The sequence below is a fragment of the Kitasatospora sp. NPDC086009 genome (assembly GCF_044540385.1).
Classification (GTDB): Bacteria; Actinomycetota; Actinomycetes; order Streptomycetales; family Streptomycetaceae; genus Kitasatospora.
Genome location: NZ_JBITSA010000001.1, coordinates 1,048,228 through 1,063,693 on the forward strand (window position 1 = coordinate 1,048,228; position 15,466 = coordinate 1,063,693).

General features: G+C 73.6%; 14 protein-coding genes. 8 read left to right on the forward strand and 6 right to left on the reverse strand.

Going from position 1 to position 15,466, the window contains the following annotated elements:
- Positions 1-51 precede the first annotated feature (51 nt).
- Genes ACIF6L_RS04830 through ACIF6L_RS04840 form a run of 3 tightly spaced genes read left to right on the forward strand, consistent with a single transcriptional unit; the run spans position 52 to position 2,953 of the window.
- Positions 52-990, forward strand: coding sequence for a hypothetical protein (locus ACIF6L_RS04830; RefSeq protein ID WP_396486149.1), 939 nt, complete (start codon positions 52-54; stop codon positions 988-990).
- Positions 987-1,874, forward strand: a complete 888-nt coding sequence (locus tag ACIF6L_RS04835) for a hypothetical protein (RefSeq protein ID WP_396486150.1) — start codon at positions 987-989, stop codon at positions 1,872-1,874. The genes ACIF6L_RS04830 and ACIF6L_RS04835 overlap by 4 nt, the downstream gene beginning before the upstream one ends.
- Positions 1,871-2,953 carry a hypothetical protein gene (locus ACIF6L_RS04840; RefSeq protein WP_396486151.1) on the forward strand — a complete coding sequence of 361 codons (1,083 nt, stop codon included), beginning with the start codon at positions 1,871-1,873 and terminating at the stop codon, positions 2,951-2,953. Before ACIF6L_RS04835 ends, ACIF6L_RS04840 begins: the two co-directional genes overlap by 4 nt.
- A 90-nt stretch (positions 2,954-3,043) precedes the next feature.
- On the opposite strand, the gene ACIF6L_RS04845 is transcribed toward ACIF6L_RS04840, so the two are convergent.
- Both ACIF6L_RS04845 and ACIF6L_RS04850 read right to left on the reverse strand, forming a co-directional pair.
- Positions 3,044-5,320, reverse strand: coding sequence for a hypothetical protein (locus tag ACIF6L_RS04845; protein ID WP_329488928.1), 2,277 nt, complete (start codon positions 5,318-5,320; stop codon positions 3,044-3,046).
- 13 nt (positions 5,321-5,333) lie between these two features.
- Positions 5,334-5,762, reverse strand: coding sequence for a WXG100 family type VII secretion target (locus ACIF6L_RS04850; protein WP_396486152.1), 429 nt, complete (start codon positions 5,760-5,762; stop codon positions 5,334-5,336).
- A gap of 190 nt (positions 5,763-5,952) precedes the next feature.
- Here ACIF6L_RS04850 and ACIF6L_RS04855 point away from each other — a divergent pair, with 190 nt between their 5' ends.
- From ACIF6L_RS04855 to ACIF6L_RS04870, 4 genes are read left to right on the forward strand one after another with little or no spacing between them, the layout of a single operon-like run.
- The gene (locus tag ACIF6L_RS04855; RefSeq protein ID WP_329488931.1) at positions 5,953-6,924 is read left to right on the forward strand and encodes an ABC transporter ATP-binding protein; all 972 of its coding nucleotides are present in this window, start codon (positions 5,953-5,955) and stop codon (positions 6,922-6,924) included.
- Complete coding sequence (locus ACIF6L_RS04860; protein ID WP_329488932.1) at positions 6,908-7,810, forward strand: ABC-2 transporter permease; 903 nt, start codon at positions 6,908-6,910, stop codon at positions 7,808-7,810. Before ACIF6L_RS04855 ends, ACIF6L_RS04860 begins: the two co-directional genes overlap by 17 nt.
- Before the next feature lie 24 nt (positions 7,811-7,834).
- The gene (locus ACIF6L_RS04865) at positions 7,835-8,782 is read left to right on the forward strand and encodes an ABC transporter ATP-binding protein (RefSeq protein WP_329488933.1); all 948 of its coding nucleotides are present in this window, start codon (positions 7,835-7,837) and stop codon (positions 8,780-8,782) included.
- A 40-nt stretch (positions 8,783-8,822) separates the two neighbouring features.
- Positions 8,823-9,539 carry an ABC transporter permease subunit gene (locus ACIF6L_RS04870; protein ID WP_329488934.1) on the forward strand — a complete coding sequence of 239 codons (717 nt, stop codon included), beginning with the start codon at positions 8,823-8,825 and terminating at the stop codon, positions 9,537-9,539.
- 63 nt (positions 9,540-9,602) lie between these two features.
- On the opposite strand, the gene ACIF6L_RS04875 is transcribed toward ACIF6L_RS04870, so the two are convergent.
- Positions 9,603-10,835, reverse strand: coding sequence for a CynX/NimT family MFS transporter (locus ACIF6L_RS04875; RefSeq protein ID WP_396486153.1), 1,233 nt, complete (start codon positions 10,833-10,835; stop codon positions 9,603-9,605).
- Between the two features lie 62 nt (positions 10,836-10,897).
- Positions 10,898-11,638 (reverse strand): FadR/GntR family transcriptional regulator, encoded by a 741-nt coding sequence (locus tag ACIF6L_RS04880; protein WP_329488936.1) that lies wholly within the window; start codon positions 11,636-11,638, stop codon positions 10,898-10,900.
- A gap of 165 nt (positions 11,639-11,803) precedes the next feature.
- Between ACIF6L_RS04880 and ACIF6L_RS04885 the strand changes: the two genes are divergently transcribed.
- Positions 11,804-12,571 carry a sporulation protein gene (locus tag ACIF6L_RS04885; RefSeq protein WP_396486154.1) on the forward strand — a complete coding sequence of 256 codons (768 nt, stop codon included), beginning with the start codon at positions 11,804-11,806 and terminating at the stop codon, positions 12,569-12,571.
- Positions 12,572-12,625: 54 nt separating this feature from the next.
- Here ACIF6L_RS04885 and ACIF6L_RS04890 read toward each other — a convergent pair whose 3' ends face one another.
- Both ACIF6L_RS04890 and ACIF6L_RS04895 read right to left on the reverse strand, forming a co-directional pair.
- Entirely contained in the window at positions 12,626-14,428 is a 1,803-nt protein-coding gene (locus ACIF6L_RS04890) for an LCP family protein (RefSeq protein ID WP_380392041.1), read from the reverse strand.
- A gap of 178 nt (positions 14,429-14,606) precedes the next feature.
- Positions 14,607-15,455 carry an HAD family hydrolase gene (locus ACIF6L_RS04895; protein WP_396486155.1) on the reverse strand — a complete coding sequence of 283 codons (849 nt, stop codon included), beginning with the start codon at positions 15,453-15,455 and terminating at the stop codon, positions 14,607-14,609.
- Positions 15,456-15,466 lie beyond the last annotated feature (11 nt).

The following is a 15,466-nucleotide window of genomic DNA, read 5'->3' on the forward strand; positions in this document are numbered from 1 at the left end:
CGCTCCGCCGCCCACGCCCGACGTCACCTTTCCCCCTCCTGGAGCCACTCCGTGACCACCCGTCCCGTGGAGCCGTCGCCCGCCGACGGACCCGCGCCCGAGGCGCCCGCCGAACCGGCCGCCCCCGCCGCTCCGCCCGCCGAACCGGTTGCCCCGGCCGATGGACCCGCGCCCGACGCCCCCGCCGCGCCGCCCGCCGAACCGGTCGCCCCCGCCGACGGACCCGCGCTCGACGCCCCCGCCGCGCCGCCCGCCGTGGTCTTCGCCGACGGGTTCGCGCCCACCGCCGCCGTCCTGCCGCCGCACCGTCCGCGCCGGCCCCGGCCGGTGCTGCTGCTGACCTGCGGACTGCTGCTGGGCACCCTGCTCGGCGGCGCCGTCGGCTACGCCGTGCAGGCGAACCGTCCGCCGACCCCGTTGCCGCCGATCCAGGTCGCCCGGCCGTCCTACCCGGCCGAGGTGGTGGACCCGGCGGCCGTCGCCGCAGCGGCGCCCAGGCCGCCGGCCGTCGACGGCGACCTGCGGAAGCTGCTGGTGACGGCGCCGGCCGGCAGCACGGCCTGGGCCGACTTCCCCGACACGCCCAGCTGGATCACCATCGGCGAGCTCGCCGAGCACACCGGCCGGTCGGCGGAGGTCTTCCGCGCCCTGAACGTCGCGGAGTTCCGCCGCGCCGTCGAGGTGGACTGGAAGAAGGACGACCTGAAGGTCCGGGTCTCGCTGATCCAGTACGCCCCCGACCACGCCGCCTCGGCGAAGTACGCCGCCGCCGCCTACCGGCTCCAGCCGTTCGCGGACGACGCGAACGGCGGCTTCCACGTCGACAGCGAGCCCTCGCACTGGGCGGAGTCCACCGAGCAGTACTACCTGGGCACCGCGCTGGCGCAGCGCGGCACGCTGGTGATGAAGGTCGAGGCCTTCGGCACGCGGCCGGTGAACCCCGATGTCGTGAAGGACATCGCCAAGCAGCAGTGGGAGCGGCTGGTATGAGCGACAGCACCGTGACCGTGACCGAGGCCGCGAACCCCGCGCCGGTCCCCGTCGAGCCGTTCGAGCCGTTCGGGCCGCCCGGGCCGGTCGAGCAGGCCCCCGTGCCCGGGCCGGCCGCCGCCGGCCCGGAGCGGCCCGGGCCCACCGGTCGCCGGCTCCTCCGGGCCACCGGCGCGACCGTGGCGGCCGCGCTGGTCGGCGTGGTCATCGGCGTCGGCGTCATCGAGACCCGGTACGACGACCCCGCGCCCGCCAGCGCCGCCGCCGCACCGACGGCGGCGGCGCCCGCCCCGACCGCCACGCCCACCCCCTTCGGCGCCAAGGCCAACGGCAACCACTTCGGTTCGCTGCGCGACCTGCTGCTGCCCGTCCCGGCCGGCTATGCGCTCGGCCCGGACGACGGCGGCTACGGCAACGACGTCGAGCTGTCGGCGGACCAGCTCTCCGCCGAGATGGACAGCGACCTCCAGCAGATCCCCAAGGAGAAGCGGGACAAGCTCCGCCAGTACTGGGAGGGCCTGCACGTCAAGGCCACCGGGGTGCGCACCTACAAGACCGGTACGGACGACCTGGTGATCGGTCTGAGGCTGCGGCAGTTCAACCAGCAGGAGGTGCAGAAGGCCAACGAGTACACGGCCGTCTTCACCGGCGACACCGGGCTCTTCCGGATCGGCCCCGGGATCCCCGGGCACCCCGAGGCGCACTGCTACCTGATGCCCGCTCCGCCGTCCGCGCCGATCGACTACCTGGAGTGCTCGGCCGCCGAGGGCGACCTCCTGGTGATCATGAGCGCCGAGGGTGCGGCACCGCTGCCCAAGGACAAGATCGTCACCCTCTTCAGCCAGCAGCTCGACCGCCTCGCCAGCCCGGGAGCGTCCGCATGACCGACCACGCCACCCCGCACGACAGCGCGGCCCCTGCCGGGGCCGACGCGCCCCCGGCGCCCCCCGCACCGTTCGCGCCCCCCGCCGCTCCGGCCGGCCCGCCCGCCGAGGCGGTCCCGGGGGCCGACCCCTGGGCCGTCGCCCCCGGGGCCGGGACCCTGCCGTCGCTCCCGCCGCCGAGCCCCGAGGAGCTCGCGGCCCGCCGCACCCGCCGGCGCAACGCGGCGCTGCGCTGGGGCGCGGCCGCCCTGGTCTGCGTGCTGGCCGGTACCGGCGCCGCGCTGGCCGTCACCGCGCCCGAGCGCACCGACATCCCGGGCCTGGCCACCCGGGGCGACGGCCGCTACACCTTCCCCGCGCTGGCCCTGCCGCCGCTGCCGTCCGGCCAGGCGGCGCCCGGTGAGAACAAGAGCCGGCACGCCGCCGACCTGCGGTACCTGCTCCTGCCGGCCCCGAAGGAAGCCGGCGGTTCGTCGGCCCCGGCGGTCTTCCCGACCCCGACCGCGACCCCCACCGCGGCACCGACCGCGAGCCCGGCCGGGTCGTCGCCCGCCGCGCCCGACGGTGCCACCGCGAGCGCCCCGGCGGCCACCGGCGGGTCGGCCGCCCCGACCCCGGCCGCCGGCACGGCTCCGGCGGACTGGGTCGCCTGTGACGCGATGGCCGCCGAGCAGAAGGAGCCGGCGAAGCTGCGGGCCCTGCTGCTGCGCGACGTCTGCCGCGCCGCCACCGTCCGGGAGTGGACCGCCTCCGACGGCACCCGCACCCAGATCCGGCTGCTCCGCTTCGGCTCCTCCGTCGAGGCCTGGGACGTCTTCGCCGACCTGCGCGGCGACGGCGAGCCGAAGGACCTGCCGGGTCTGCGGCCCGCCTCCGTCATCGGCTGGGACAGCGTCTCCGGCGTCGACCTCGCCACCCGCGAGAGCACGACGCTGGCCGGGGAGGGCCGGACTACGGGGTACCTGGCCTACCTGAGCGCCGGCGACATCATCGGCGTCATCACGATGACCAACGCCCGGGGCGTCCAGCCGCCCGCGTTCCGGCAGGTCGTCACGCTCCAGTCCGACCTGCTGGCCTGATCCGGCGCCACCCGGTGGGCGGCGTGCCTGGCACGCCGCCCACCGGTCGCCCCGCGCCGCCGCGGCGACCGCCGCGGCGCGGGGTGGCCCTCAGCCGCCGGAGCTCTGGCTGCCGGAGGAGCCGTCGGTGTAGCCGTCGAGGGCCCGGTCCCCGGCGCTGTCGGCCAGCCGCTGGATGTCCTCCGGGCTGAGCTTGGTGCCGTTGGCGGCGTCGATGACGGCCTGCTTCGCCCCGACCGCCGCGCCCTCGCGCCCCTCGGCGACGAAGTCGCGCCCCTCCTGGTTGCCGTCCTCGGTGGTGTCGCGCTCGTTGGCCTTCACCACGCTGTCGGTGATCTGCTCGACGAGGAAGTCGGCCGCCTCGCCCGCCAGCGGGACCCGCTCGGTGGCCAGGCCGATGGTGGTGCTGAACGCCGTCTGCGCGTACCCGGCGTTCTTCTCCAGGGCCTCGTTGTACTCCTTGTCGGAGGACGCGTGCTCCTGGTGGACCTCGTCGATCCGGGCCTCGTTGAGGATGCCGCTGATGACGCCGCCGGCCCGGGAGGTGGAGTCGATCTCCGACTCCAGCCGGGCGAAGTCGGTCTGCCCGCTGTCGATGTGGCCGCGCACCACCGCGGTCGAGTACGCCTGGTTGGCGTTGACCACGGCGCCGTACGCGTCCGGGTCGCGGCCGAGCGCGTCGAGCAGGCCGCGGACCGGCGCCTCCTTGAGCCCGGCCGGGGCGCCGTTGACCGGCAGGTCGTCCTTGTGCGGGGAGAGCGCGCGCTGGGTGTCGCCCATGTAGTCGGCGGTCATGTGCCCGAGGCTGTCCCGCAGCGGCGCGAACTTGGCGTCCTCGCCCTTGAGGTCGTCGAGCACGCCGCCGTTGCCGTGGGTGCCGAAGGTCTGCACGACCCGGTTCATGACCTCGGCCTGGTCGGCGGTGTGCTTGGGCGCGACCCCCGAGTGGTCGTCGTACGGCCGGCCGGTGGTGGCCGCCTCCAGGGCGTGGCCGAGGGCGTCCGGACCGCTGCGCATGCCCTGCTGACGCAGTTCGTTCTTCTGCGAGACGGTGTCCGGCGTGTACTCCTTGTCGTGCGTGAAGTACGTCAGGTAGTCCGAGGGCTTGACCTTGCCGTTCGGGTTGACCGAGCCGTCGGTGTTGTACGCGGTCGGCTGGTCGTGGAAGAACTTGGTGGCCGCCTCCGGGCTGTGGCCGAGCGCCTCCAGTACGGCGGTGGTCGGCTCCCAGCCCGAACCGCCCTCCTGGCCGAGGAGGTTGTAGCCGCGCCGGTCGCTGCGCGGGCCCATCACCGGGGCCGGCCAGTACTTGTCGTCGGTGTCCAGCTGGGTGATGTGCTCGGCGATCGGGTTGAGGAAGTGCGGGTCGTAGTCGCCGGTCCGCAGGATGCCGGAGAGCACCTGGTAGCCGTAGGGCGAGTAGTCCAGGCCGCTCTGGCGGTACGGCTTGTCCCACATCGTCTCGGAGCCGGCCTTGCGCAGGTCGGCGGCCCACTGGTCGGACAGGTGGGGCTCGTTGGTGGTGCGGGTGGCGGTGGCCAGGTTGAGGCCGAGGTTCTTCTGCAGCTCCTGGTACTGCTTCCACCGGGCGTCGCTGGCGCCGTTGAACTGCTGCTCGTCGCCGACCATGCTGTTCCAGGCCTGCAGCGTCCCCTTCGGGCCGAGGTCCTGGTAGAAGCGGGTGGAGAACTTCGGGTCGTTCGCGTTGGCGGCCAGCAGCGAGTTGAGCTCGGTGAGTTCGGTGTCCGAGATCTTCCCGCCCTTGCCGGCGAGCTGGGCGGCCCGGATGCCGTCCGCCTCCGGTCCGCCGCCGACGGCCTTGGCGTTGAAGGACTTCACCTCGTCGGCGGAGGCGTCCGAGCGCAGCGCCCAGGCGGCGCGCTCGTCGGCGGCGGTGGCCTCCTGGACGGCCGCGTCGATCGCCTTGCGGGCCGCTTCGGCCTTGGTGCGGTTCTCGTCGTTGTAGGCGCGGCTGGCGTCCGGGTCGTGCCGGGTGGCGTTGTCGGCCGGCGGCCAGCTCACGGTGCCGTCGTCGGTGACGGTCAGCCCGGCTCCGCGGGCGTCCGCGACGGCCTTGTCCAGCTTGGCCTTGGCCGCCTGGAAGTCGTTCCCGGCGTCCTTGAGGATCGAGCCGATCGCGGTGGCCTCGGTGACGGCGGCGGTCAGCTGCTCGTTGGCCCGCTGGAGCTTGGGCCGGGCCTGGTCGGCGGTGGGGCCGCTCCAGTTGGCGGAGTTGACCTTGGCGATGACCGTGTTGTCCCAGTCCTCGTCCATCGCCTTCAGCTTCTTGGCGACGTCCTCCCAGGCGGTGGCGGCGGTGCCGAGGACGTCCAGCTTGGCGGTGCTCAGTTCGTGGAAGTCGACCATGTCGTCCGCCCCCTCAGCCCTTCATGTCGTGCTTGACGGCGGTTTCGTTGTTCCGGTAGTTCGTGGCGCTGTCCCGCAGGGCCTGGGTGAGCTCGCCGATGGTGCTGTTCAGGGCGGCGATCTGCTGGTCCCAGGTGGCGGCGGTCTGCGCGGCCGCCTTGCCGGTGCTCCAGTTGGCCAGCGAGGTGGCCACCTGGGCGGTCTCGTCGTCGGCGGCCCGGCCGTCCCCGTTGAGCCGGCCGTGGATCTGGTCCGACGAGTTGGCGGCGGAGTCCAGCGCCGCGGGGTCGACCCCGACGGTGCCGCCGTCGCCGGGGGCGTTCGCCGAGTTGATCCGGGTGCGGGCACCCTCCTGCTGCCTGGCCGCGGTGGTCAGGTTCCCGTCGGCGTCGTACGCCCAGGGGTTCATCATCCGGTCAAATGCGGTCGCGCGATCCGACATGGTGCTCTCGTCCCTCCCTGCCGGGCACTCTCCCCGGCGGCCCCCGTGTTAGGAATTCGCAAAGAATACAAGGGCGGTGGCGGGCCGGAACCCCTAGGGGATCATCGGGCGGATGTCATACCGCAGCAGCACGGGGCGTCGTCATTCCAGCTCATGGCCCGGACGGTCCGGCCGCACTACGGTGAGGGACGTGTCCACTGTCATCAAGACGGACGGCCTCACCAAGAGGTTCCCCCGGGTCACCGCCCTCGATCAGCTCACCGTAGAGGTGGAGCCCGGGGTGGTCGGCCTGGTGGGGGCGAATGGCGCGGGCAAGTCCACACTCATCAAGATCCTGCTCGGGCTGGCCCCGGCGACCTCCGGTACGGGGCGGGTCCTCGGCCTCGACATCGCCACCCAGGGCTGGCAGATCCGTGAGCAGGTCGGCTACATGCCCGAGCACGACTGCCTGCCGCCGGACGTCTCGGCGACGGAGTTCGTGGTGCACATGGCGCGGATGGCCGGGCTCCCGGCCGCCGCGGCCCGCGAGCGGACGGCCGACACGCTGCGGCACGTCGGGCTGTACGAGGAGCGGTACCGGCCGATGGGCGGGTACTCGACGGGCATGAAGCAGCGGGTCAAGCTGGCCCAGGCGCTGGTCCACGACCCGAAGCTGGTGCTGCTGGACGAGCCCACCAACGGGCTGGACCCGGTCGGCCGGGACGACATGCTGGCGCTGATCCGCCGGGTGCACACCGACTTCGGCATCTCGGTGCTGGTCACCACCCACCTGCTCGGCGAGCTGGAGCGGACCTGCGACCACCTGGTCATCATCGACGGGGGCAAGCTGCTGCGCTCCTCGTCGACCGCGTCGTTCACCGGAGTGACGGCCACCCTCGCGGTCGAGGTGACGGACTTCCCCGACGACCACACCCGCGACGCGAGCGCCGCCGTGCGCGAGCGGCTGACCGCCGCCGGGCTCGCGGTCGAGCCGGAGGGCGCGCGGCTCCTGCTGGTGCGCCTGGCCGGCGACGACACCTACGACACCATCCGCGACGCGGTCGCGGACCTCGGCCTCGGGCTGGTCCGGCTGGAGCAGCGCCGCCACCGGGTCGCCGAGCTGTTCACGGAGACCAGCGGTCAGCAGAGCAAGGGAGGTCCCGCAGATGGCACTGCCCTCTGAGGCCAGGTCGCTCGACACCGGCGTCATCCACGACATCGGGTACCGCGGCTACGCCGGCCCCCGGCTCGGCCGGGCCTACGCCACCCGTTCGCTGTTCACCCAGAGCCTGCGCGCCGCGTACGGCCTCGGGCGCTCGGGCCGGTCCAAGGTGCTGCCGATGCTGCTGCTCGGTCTGGTCACCGCGCCGGCCGCGATCATGGTGGCGATCGCCCTCGTCCAGCGCCAGGACGAACTGCCGGTCGACTACCCGGAGTACCTGGGGATCGTGGGCCTGCTGGTCTCGATCTTCCTGGCCTCGCAGACGCCCGTGCTGCTCTCCCGGGACCTCCGCCACCACACCGTCCCGCTGTACTTCTCCCGCCCGATCACCCGGGCCGACTACGTCCGGGCCAAGTACGCCGCGATGGCCTGCGCCCAGCTGCTGCTGATGACGGCCCCGCTGCTGGTGCTCTACGTCGGCGCGCTGCTCGGCGGGCTGGACTTCGGGCACAACACCGCGCACGTCCTCTACGGCCTGGTCACCGCCGTGCTGTACGCCCTGGTGCCCACCTCGGTCGCGCTGGTGATCGCCGCCACCACGCCGCGCCGCGGCTTCGGGGTGGCCGCGATCATGGGCTACCTGGCGATCAGCACCGCCGTGGTCGGCGTCGTCAGCGGCATCAGCTCGGAAGGCCGGGCCGGCCTGCCGGACTCCGCGCAGTGGACGGCCCTGCTCGCGCCGAACGAGCTGGTGGAGAGCCTGGTGAACCAGCTCTTCGACCTCGGCAGCGGGCCGGACCGGCTGCACGCGCCCGGCGCCCTCGGCGTGGTGGTCTTCGCCGCCACCGCCGCCGCGATGGTGGCCGGCTCGTACGCGCTGCTGCTGCGCCGCTACCGCAACATCTGACAACGCAGGATCTGAGAGGGCGTCATGGCCACCATCACCATCGACAAGGTCTCCCGCTGGTTCGGCAACGTGGTCGCCGTCAACGACGTCAGCATGGCGATCGGTCCCGGCGTCACCGGCCTGCTGGGGCCCAACGGCGCGGGCAAGTCGACCCTCATCCACATGATGAGCGGCTTCCTCGCCCCCTCCACCGGAGCGGTCACCCTGGACGGCGCGCCGATCTGGCGCAACCAGCAGGTGTACCGGCAGATCGGGCTGGTCCCCGAGCGGGAGTCGATGTACGACTACCTGACCGGTTGGGAGTTCGTGCTGGCCAATGCCGAGCTGCACGGCCTCGCCGACCCGGCCGCGGCGGCCCGGCGGGCGCTGTCCCTGGTGGAGATGGAGTACGCCCAGGACCGGAAGACCGGGACGTACTCCAAGGGCATGAAGCAGCGCGTCAAGATGGCCTCGGCGCTGGTCCACGACCCCGCCGTGCTGCTGCTCGACGAGCCGTTCAACGGCATGGACCCGCGCCAGCGGCTGCAGCTGATGGAGCTGCTCCGCCGGTTCGGCGCCGACGGCCGCACGGTGCTCTTCTCCTCGCACATCCTGGAGGAGGTCGAGCAGCTGGCCCGGCACATCGAGGTCGTGGTGGCCGGCCGGCACGCCGCCTCCGGGGACTTCCGCCGGATCCGCCGGCTGATGACCGACCGGCCGCACCGCTACCTGGTCCGCTCCAGCGACGACCGCCGGCTGGCCGCCGCGCTGATCGCGGACCCGTCGACGGCCGGCATCGAGCTGGACGTGCCGGGCCCGGACACCAGGGCGGCGGCGGGCGAGGCGGGCGGGCTGCGGATCCAGGCGGTCAACTTCCAGGGCTTCACCACCCTGCTGCCCAAGGTCGCCCAGCAGGCCGGCGTCCGGCTGTACACCGTCGCCCCGGCCGACGAGTCGCTGGAGAGCGTCTTCTCCTACCTCGTCTCCGCGTAGCCCCACCCCCGGAACCGGACCCCAGGAAGGCCGACCAACCATGAACCCGACCGTCGCCAGGCTGACGCTGCGCGGCCTGCTGGGCCGCCGCCGCGGCATCCTGCTGCTGGTGGTCCCCGCCCTGCTGCTGCTCGTCTCGGCGATCGCCAGCGGCTCCAGCGGGGACAAGCACGACCTGACCGTCAAGATCCTCGGGCAGCTGGGCCTCGGCACGCTGCTGCCGATCCTCGGCCTGGTCGTCGGCACCGGCGCCATCGCCACCGAGATCGACGACGGCTCGATCGTCTACCTGCTGGCCAAGCCGCTGCCCCGCTGGAAGATCATCACCACCAAGCTGGCGGTGGCGGTCGGCACCACCTGGGTGTTCTCTGCGGTCCCGATCCTGCTGGCCGGCCTGCTGCTGTACGGCACCGAGGACGGCCTGGCGCTCGGTTACACCGTCGCCGCGCTGGTGGCCGGTGCCGCGTACAGCGCGCTGTTCCTGCTGCTCGGCGTCGTCACCCGGCACGCCGTGGTGGCCGGGCTGGTCTACGCGCTGATCTGGGAGTCCCTGATCGGCAACTTCGTGAAGGGCGCCAAGACGCTCAGCGTCCAGCAGTGGGGGCTGTCGGTGGCCGAGGCGGTGGCCGGCGAGGGCGCGATCACCGCGGACGTCGCGCTCGGGGTGGCCGTCCCGTTGCTGCTGGTCCTCACCGTGGCGGCGACGCTGCTCGCCTCGGTGAAGCTGGCCGGTCTGACCCTGGCCGCCGAGGAGTAGCGGGCCCGGCCGGCCGCGGGGCGGGCCCGCGGCCGGCACCGGGCCCGCGGCCGGCACCGGGCCTCAGAGCGTCCGGTCGCGGCCCGCGCCCCAGCCGGCCACGGCGGCGACCGCCGCCAGCACCAGCATCAGCAGCAGCGGGACGTTCCAGCCGCCGGTCAGCTGGTGCAGGGCCCCGGCGCCGACCGGTCCGGCCGCGGCCACCAGGTAGCCGACCGCCTGCGACATGCCGCCCAGCTGGGCGGCACCGGCCGCGCTGTCGGTGCGCAGCACGATGAAGGCGAGGGCGAGGCCGAGCGAGCCGCCCTGGGCGATGCCCAGGATGGTGGCCGACACCCAGGCCCCGGACACCGGCGAGACCAGCAGGACCGTGATGCCGACCGCGTTCAGCACGGCCATCACCACGGCCAGCGTCCGCTGCCGGGTCATCCGGCCGGCCATCAGCGGCACCAGGAAGGCCCCGGCCACCTGGACCAGGTTGGAGAAGGCGAAGACCAGACCGGCCTCGCTCCGGTCCATCCCGTGGTCGGCCAGGATGGTCGGCATCCAGGCCACCAGGGTGTAGACCAGCAGCGACGAGATGCCCATGAAGAGGCTGATCTGCCACGCCAGCGGCGAGCGCCAGACCCCCTCGATCGGCCGGCCGGCGGGGGCTGCCGCCACCGCCGCCTTCTCCTGGCGCGAGCGCAGCACCTGCGGCAGCCAGGCGACGGCGGCGATCAGGGCCAGCAGCGACCAGGCGCCCAGCGAGGCCCGCCAGCCGCCGCCGAGGGCGTGCTCCAGGGGCACCGAGGTGCCCGCCGCGAGGGTGGCGCCGACCAGCATGGTGGTCGAGTAGACGCCGGTCATGGTCGCCGCCCGGCCCGGGAACTCGCGCTTGACCAGGCCCGGCATCGAGACGTTCAGCACCGCGATCGCGACCCCGATCACCACGCAGCCGGCGTACAGCGCGGCCACCGAGGGCAGCACCCGCAGCAGCACGCCCGCGCCGAGCACCAGCACCGCGCCCAGCACCACCCGCTCGGTGCCGAACCGCCTGGTCAGCCGAGGGGTGAGCGGGGCGCCGGCGCCCTGGAAGAGCACCGGGACGGTGGTGATCAGACCGCTCGCCGTCGCGGAGAGCCCGAAGGTGTGCTGGATCTCGCCGACCATCGGCGAGATCGCCGCCAGGCAGGCCCGCATGTTGAGGGCGACCAGCACGATGCCGGTCAGCAGCAGGGCGGGGTGGGCCAGCCGGGTGCGGACGGGGAGCGGGGCGGGAACGAGGACCGGCTGCTGGGCACGGGTGACGGCCATGGGACGTGCTGCTCTTTCGTGAAAACGGGGGACGGACGCGGGAGGGCGGCGGCGGGTGCCGCCTACTTCCGGGCCGCGATGGCGGCGAGGAGCTGCTCGACGGCCGCGGTCGGCTCGGCGAGCAGCGTCCGACACGCGGCCTCGGCGCGGTCCGGGTCACCGCTCTCGATCGCGTCCACCAGCGCCGCGTGGGTGGCCACGACCACCTCGGGCATCTCGTGGTCCCCGAAGGCCGTCCGCATCGACTCCCGCACCGAGGCGCCGAAGTAGCGGTACACCTCGGTCAGCGCGGGGTTGTGCGCGGCCTCGACCACGGCGGTGTGGAACTCCAGGTCGTGCTCGACGGTCGCCTCGCGGCCGGCCCGCTCCGGGTGCGCCGCGATCACCTCCGCCTCGCGGGCCAGCGCGGCCCGCATCCGGACGATGTCCTCGGGCGTGTGCCGCAGCGCCGCCAGCCGGGCGCCCTCGGCCTCCAGCGCCGCCCGGACCTCCAGGACGTCCCGGACGCCGGAGCGCTGCACGCCCCGCAGGACGGAGGCCGGGTCGCTGGTGCTGCGCACGAAGGTGCCCTCACCCTGCCGGGTGGCCAGCATCCCGGCGTGCACCAGCACCCGGATGGCCTCCCGCACGGTGTTCCGTCCGACCTGAAGCCGCTCGGCCAGCTCGTGCTCGGTGGGGATCCGCGAGCCGACCGGCCAGCTGCCGGCGGCGAGCTGCTCGCGCAGCTGGTCGATGGCGGTGTCCACCAGGGAGCGCCGGCCGGCGGCCTGCAAGGTGTCCTCGCTGTGGCCGGATGCGGTCATGGCGGAGCTCCCCTCTGCGCGTCGATCTGCGGTCATCGGTCATCCTACAATCGCTTGCCCGGTCATCCTACAACTGGCTCGCACCTGCGCGGGGGAACCGTCCGGGCCGTCCTGGCGTTCCTCCCGACGACTTCGGTCCACCCCTATTTCGAGGAGAGCGCCCGCATGGTGTTCAAGAAGCTGCTCGGTGCCCTGGGCGTCGGCGGTCCCGGCGTCGACACCGTCCTGACCACGCCGGTCGTGCAGCCCGGCGGCACCCTGCACGGAACGGTCGAGCTGACCGGCGGGACGGTCGAGGCGGACATCCGGGGGATCACGCTGACCCTGGTCGCCCGGGTGGAGATCGAGCACGAGGAGGGGGAGAGCACCGGCCTCTACCCGTTCGCGCGGTTCTCCGTCACCGCGCCGCTGGTGCTGGCGCCCGGCGAGAACCGGTCGATCCCGTTCGCCGTCCAGGTGCCGTTCGAGGCCCCGGTCACCGTCGTCGCCGGGCAGCACCTGCACGGCATGCAGCTCGGCGTGCGGACGGAGGTCGACATCGCGGGCGCGCTCGACAAGGGCGACTCCGACCCGCTGGAGATCGAGCCGCTGGCGGTGCAGCGCCGGATCCTGGACTCGCTGCTGCAGCTCGGCTTCCGGTTCCGCTCGGCCGACCTGGAGGCCGGCCACATCCGGGGCACCGGCCAGACGCTGCCGTTCTACCAGGAGATCGAGTTCTCCGCCGCGCCGCAGTACGCGCACGTCTGCAACTCGCTGGAGGTCAGCTTCGTCACCACCGCGCAGCGGGTCGAGGTGGTGCTGGAGGCGGACAAGCGCGGCGGCCTCTTCGGCCACGGCGGCGGCGACGTCATCCGCACCCACGTGGTCGAGCACGGCCAGGCCGACCAGGACCTCACCGCGCTGGTCGACGGCTGGGTCCGGGCCGCGCTCTGACGGCCGCGCCGCCGGCCCTGGGGCGTCCGGGGGCCGGCGGCGGGTCCGCGGCGGCTAGCCGTAGGAGACGTTGCTGCAGATGTCGTCGTCGGCCGAGCGGGCCTCGTTGACCACCTCGGTGGGCAGCGGGGCCGGCACGTTGGGCGTGGCGCCGGTCGCGGCCGGGTTGGCCGCGGCGTAGTCCTTGCCGAGGACGAGGCTGATGCCGGCCGCCGAGGTGGGCGTCAGCTGGGCGCCCGGGAACATCGCCGCGATCCGCTCCGCGTTGGCCTTCTGCCCGGAGCCGTACTCCACCGTGGTGGTCGCCTTGTTGGTGTTCTTGGCGGTGGTGGTGCCGGTGACCGTGACCTTGTTGGTCTTGAGCGTCTCGGCCGCCTTGGCGGCCAGCCCGGTGACGGTGGTGCCGTTGTAGACCGCGACCTTCACCGGCGGGCCGTCCACGGCGGTCGGCGAGGGCGCGGCCGGCGTGGTCTCGGCGGGGGCCGGGGTCTGCGGCGCGTCCTCCTGCTTGCCGGTGGCGTCCTCGCCGTCGATGGTGCGGTCGGCCTGGAGGGTCTTCCAGAGGTTGTCGACGGCCGGGTGGACCAGGTCGATCCGGGGGCCGTTGTAGCGCCACGGCGTGGTCAGGAACTTGACGTCGTGCAGGTCGATGTTCTTCATCGACAGCGCGAAGTCCATCAGCTTCTTGGCCGAGTCCAGCCCGGGGTCGACCGTCATCGACTTGGTGGCCGCGTCGGCCAGCGGCAGCAGCGTGGTCGGGTTCAGGCCCTCGCCCTTGACCTTGGCCATCAGCGAGGACAGGAAGGCCTGCTGGCGCTTCATCCGGCCGACGTCGGACTCGTCGCCGATGCCGTGCCGCAGCCGGACGTAGTCCAGCGCCTTCTGGCCGGAGAGCTTCTGCTTCCCCTTGGGCAGGACGACCTTGCCCTTCTTGCCCAGGTTGGGGTTGAGGTGCCCCTCGTAGATGTCGTTCGGCAGGCAGACGTCGACGCCGCCGACGGCCTCGGTCATCGCCGCGAAGCCCTCGAAGTTCACCTCGATGGTGTGGTCGACCCGGATGCCGGTGAGCTTCTCCACGGTGTTCTGGGTGCAGGCCGGGTTGCCGGCCTCGCTGTTGCCCACCGAGAACGCCGAGTTGAACATCTGCCCCGGCGACTCCTTGGTCCACTTGCCGTTCGGCAGCTTGCAGGCCGGGATGGTCACCAGCGCGTCGCGCGGGATCGAGATGCCCACCGCGTGCTTGTGGTCCGCGTAGACGTGCAACAGGATCGTGGTGTCCGAGCGGGCACCGTCCTCGTTGCCGCCGCCGAGGTCGCTGTTCTTGCCGGCCCGCGAGTCGGAGCCGATCAGCAGGATGTTGACGGGCTTGTTGCCGTTGGCGTCGGCGACCGCCTCGGGCGGGCGGTCGGTGGCGATCGCGTCCGCGTCGAAGGACTTGATGTTGCCGTTCAGCTTGTAGTAGATCGCGCCGCCGGTACCCGCCAGCGCCACCAGGACGCCGGCCACCGACCAGGCCACGATCTTCTTGGTGTTCCGTTTCGGCTTGCGGCTGTTGCGCGCGGCCGCGCGGCCGCCCGTCGCGGTGCCGTCGGCCTTCCCGTCCTCGGACCGCCCGCCGTCGCCCTTGCCGCGGCCGCCGCCCTTGCCCTGGGCGGCCCGCCGGGCCTCCGCCCGGCCGCCGGGCCGGGGCGCGGGCACCCGGGCGTCGTCCGCCGGTCCGTCGGTGCCGGCGCCGCCGCGTGAACCGCCGGTCCGCGGGGTGCCGGCCGCGCGTGCGGCGCCGGTGCCGCGGGGGCCGTTCGCGGCGCGCCGCCGGCCTTCCGCCCCCGACGTGCTCTCGTCCCACTGGCCTGACATGCGCGTACCTCTCAGCGGCGGAAGCAGCAATCCTGTACGTGTCCGGCGGGCACGGCCCGGGTGGGCCGGGACAACCGCACAGGAGCACCGCACCGGGAGACGCGGAGCTTCAGCGGAGCATACAAACTCTTTCTTTCACGGTCAGCATCCGGGTGCCGTCGGGCGGCCCGGCCGGTGCTCAGTGCCGCGGGTAGAGCCGCTCCAGGACGACGGCGACGCCGTCCTCGTCGTTGCCGACGGTGACCTCGTCGGCGACCGCCAGCAGCTCCGGGTGCGCGTTGGCCATCGCGACGCCGTGCGCGGCCCAGCCGAACATCGGCACGTCATTGGGCATGTCGCCGAAGGCGATGGTGTCGGCGGCCCGCAGGCCCAGGCGGCGGGCGGCGACGGCCAGGCCGGTGGCCTTGGAGAGGCCCAGCGGGAGCAGTTCGACGATGCCGGCGCCGGACATCACCACGCCGACCAGGTCGCCGGCGACCCGGCGGGCGGTCTCGGCGAGCGCGTCGTCGGTGAGCCCGCGGCACTGGATGTAGAGCTTGCTGAGCGGGGCGGCGAGCAGCTCGCCCTTGTCGACCCGGACCACCGGCAGGTCGGAGCCGATCAGGAGTTCGTAGCCGGGACCGGCCAGGACCTCGCCCTCCAGGCCGTCCTGGTTGGCGGCGACGGCCAGCGGGCCGGTCTCCGCCTCTATCTTGGCGATCGCCAGCGCGGCCAGCCTGCGGTCCAGGGTGAGCGAGGTGAGCAGCTTGTGCGCCCCCGCGTCGTAGACCTGCGCGCCCTGGCCGCAGACCGCTATGCCCCGGTAGCCGATCTCGTCGAAGACCGGCCGGGCCCAGGCGGCCGAGCGGCCGGTGACGACGATGTGCACCGCTCCGGCGCCGGTGGCGGCGGCCAGCGCGGTGCGGGTGCGCGCGGAGACGGTCTCCTCGCTGGTGAGCAGGGTGCCGTCGAGGTCGGTGGCGACCAGCCGGAAGGGCAGGTCGCCACCGGCGCCGGGGGAGACGGGGCTGGGGCTGGTACTGCTCATGGGCCGTGCGT

What these genes read in the sequence shown, in the direction of transcription:
- ACIF6L_RS04840 (WP_396486151.1), top strand. Translation starts at nt 1,871, where the DNA reads ATGACCGACCACGCCACCCCGCACGACAGCGCGGCCCCTGCCGGGGCC.
- ACIF6L_RS04885 (WP_396486154.1), top strand. Translation starts at nt 11,804, where the DNA reads ATGGTGTTCAAGAAGCTGCTCGGTGCCCTGGGCGTCGGCGGTCCCGGC.
- ACIF6L_RS04880 (WP_329488936.1), bottom strand. Translation starts at nt 11,638, where the DNA reads ATGACCGCATCCGGCCACAGCGAGGACACCTTGCAGGCCGCCGGCCGG.
- ACIF6L_RS04895 (WP_396486155.1), bottom strand. Translation starts at nt 15,455, where the DNA reads ATGAGCAGTACCAGCCCCAGCCCCGTCTCCCCCGGCGCCGGTGGCGAC.
- ACIF6L_RS04850 (WP_396486152.1), bottom strand. Translation starts at nt 5,762, where the DNA reads ATGTCGGATCGCGCGACCGCATTTGACCGGATGATGAACCCCTGGGCG.
- ACIF6L_RS04860 (WP_329488932.1), top strand. Translation starts at nt 6,908, where the DNA reads ATGGCACTGCCCTCTGAGGCCAGGTCGCTCGACACCGGCGTCATCCAC.
- ACIF6L_RS04845 (WP_329488928.1), bottom strand. Translation starts at nt 5,320, where the DNA reads ATGGTCGACTTCCACGAACTGAGCACCGCCAAGCTGGACGTCCTCGGC.
- ACIF6L_RS04890 (WP_380392041.1), bottom strand. Translation starts at nt 14,428, where the DNA reads ATGTCAGGCCAGTGGGACGAGAGCACGTCGGGGGCGGAAGGCCGGCGG.
- ACIF6L_RS04865 (WP_329488933.1), top strand. Translation starts at nt 7,835, where the DNA reads ATGGCCACCATCACCATCGACAAGGTCTCCCGCTGGTTCGGCAACGTG.
- ACIF6L_RS04875 (WP_396486153.1), bottom strand. Translation starts at nt 10,835, where the DNA reads ATGGCCGTCACCCGTGCCCAGCAGCCGGTCCTCGTTCCCGCCCCGCTC.
- ACIF6L_RS04835 (WP_396486150.1), top strand. Translation starts at nt 987, where the DNA reads ATGAGCGACAGCACCGTGACCGTGACCGAGGCCGCGAACCCCGCGCCG.
- ACIF6L_RS04870 (WP_329488934.1), top strand. Translation starts at nt 8,823, where the DNA reads ATGAACCCGACCGTCGCCAGGCTGACGCTGCGCGGCCTGCTGGGCCGC.